The organism is Streptomyces sp. NPDC030296, from assembly GCF_055572815.1.
The window spans coordinates 155,042-156,186 of record NZ_JBVICQ010000017.1 but is presented as its reverse complement, the minus strand read 5'-3'; the positions used below and the strand labels follow the sequence as shown (position 1 = coordinate 156,186).

At 67.2% G+C, this 1,145-nt stretch carries 1 protein-coding gene and 1 pseudogene; both read right to left on the bottom strand.

Going from position 1 to position 1,145, the window contains the following annotated elements; genetic code table 11:
* Nucleotides 1-373: 373 nt before the first annotated feature.
* Nucleotides 374-613: pseudogene (locus ACZ4Z3_RS36575) on the bottom strand (tyrosine-type recombinase/integrase); the annotation flags it as partial.
* Nucleotides 614-851: 238 nt separating this feature from the next.
* Nucleotides 852-1,145 (bottom strand): tetratricopeptide repeat protein (locus tag ACZ4Z3_RS36570; protein ID WP_468505087.1); only part of this gene is annotated, 294 nt, incomplete at its 5' end.

Here is a 1,145-nt window from a genome sequence, read left to right as displayed (position 1 = left end):
CACCCTGACCAGCCGCAACAACCTCGCTGTCGCCCGCAAAGCTGCGGCCGCTGTACAGCAACCAGATACAGCAACCCCAGCAACCGACCCCGACCGCCAACCACTCTCAGACACCCCAGAGCAGCCGGTATGACCGTCCCCGACCGATCTCTGTAGAGCTACGGATCAGAAGGCTTCTGACATCCACGGCTGACATCAACGTCGCCGGACTGGGGCGTACACCAGCGACTCTGTCCGGCCGTCGCACCAGTCGAGGACAGCAGCCGGACCATGCTCGGATCGAACTCCTAAAGCGGGTGTCGCAGGTTCGAATCCTGCCGGGGGCACCAAAGGCCCCGGACCGATCATGGTCCGGGGCCATCCACTTCTGACATCAACGAGGACTGTCACTCACAACCGGCCGCCGCTTGAGCAGCCGATCCGTGTGTCTGATCGCCTCGCGCTGGGTGTCCTGCACGACGTGCGTGTACACGTCCATGGTGATGCTGATCTGACTGTGCCCGAGGATCTCCATCACGACCCGGGGGGCGACACCAGCAGCCGTGAGGAGAGTGGCCGTACCGTGCCGAGCGTCATGCAACCGGATCACGCGAAGGCCGACCGACTCGGCGACTGGTTCAAGACGGCTCGCTCGCTCACCGCGCGCGGCCCGGCCCCCGGCCGGGCCCGCGCTCCTGTCTCCGCCCCGCTCCAGCCCGGCCAGCGCCCGTGCCGGGCACACAGCAATCAGCCACTTGCCGTAGAAGGGGTACGTCATGGCTGGGGCGGTCGACTCGCCCACGCCAGAGGACTAGCCACGATCGCGATGGCCCCTGGTAGCACACCGGCGATGCTTGCTCGTGGACCTGCCCTTATGGTTCTTCACCACAGCTTCCCTGCTCCAACCTGCGGTGAACAACGGCGAGGTTGTTCAGCCGCAGTGTGGTGTCGGGGTGCTCCGGCCCCAACGCCGCCTCGGTGATCGCCAGCGCCCGCTCTGCCAGCGGCAGCGCCTCACCATGCCGACCCAGGTTGGAGAACGTCGCGGCGAGGTTGCCCAGCCGCACTGCCGTGGTGGGGTGCTCCGGCCCCAACGCCGCCTCGGTGATCGCCAGCGCCCGCTCCTCCAGCGGCAGCGCCTCACCATGCCGACCCAGGTCGGAGAA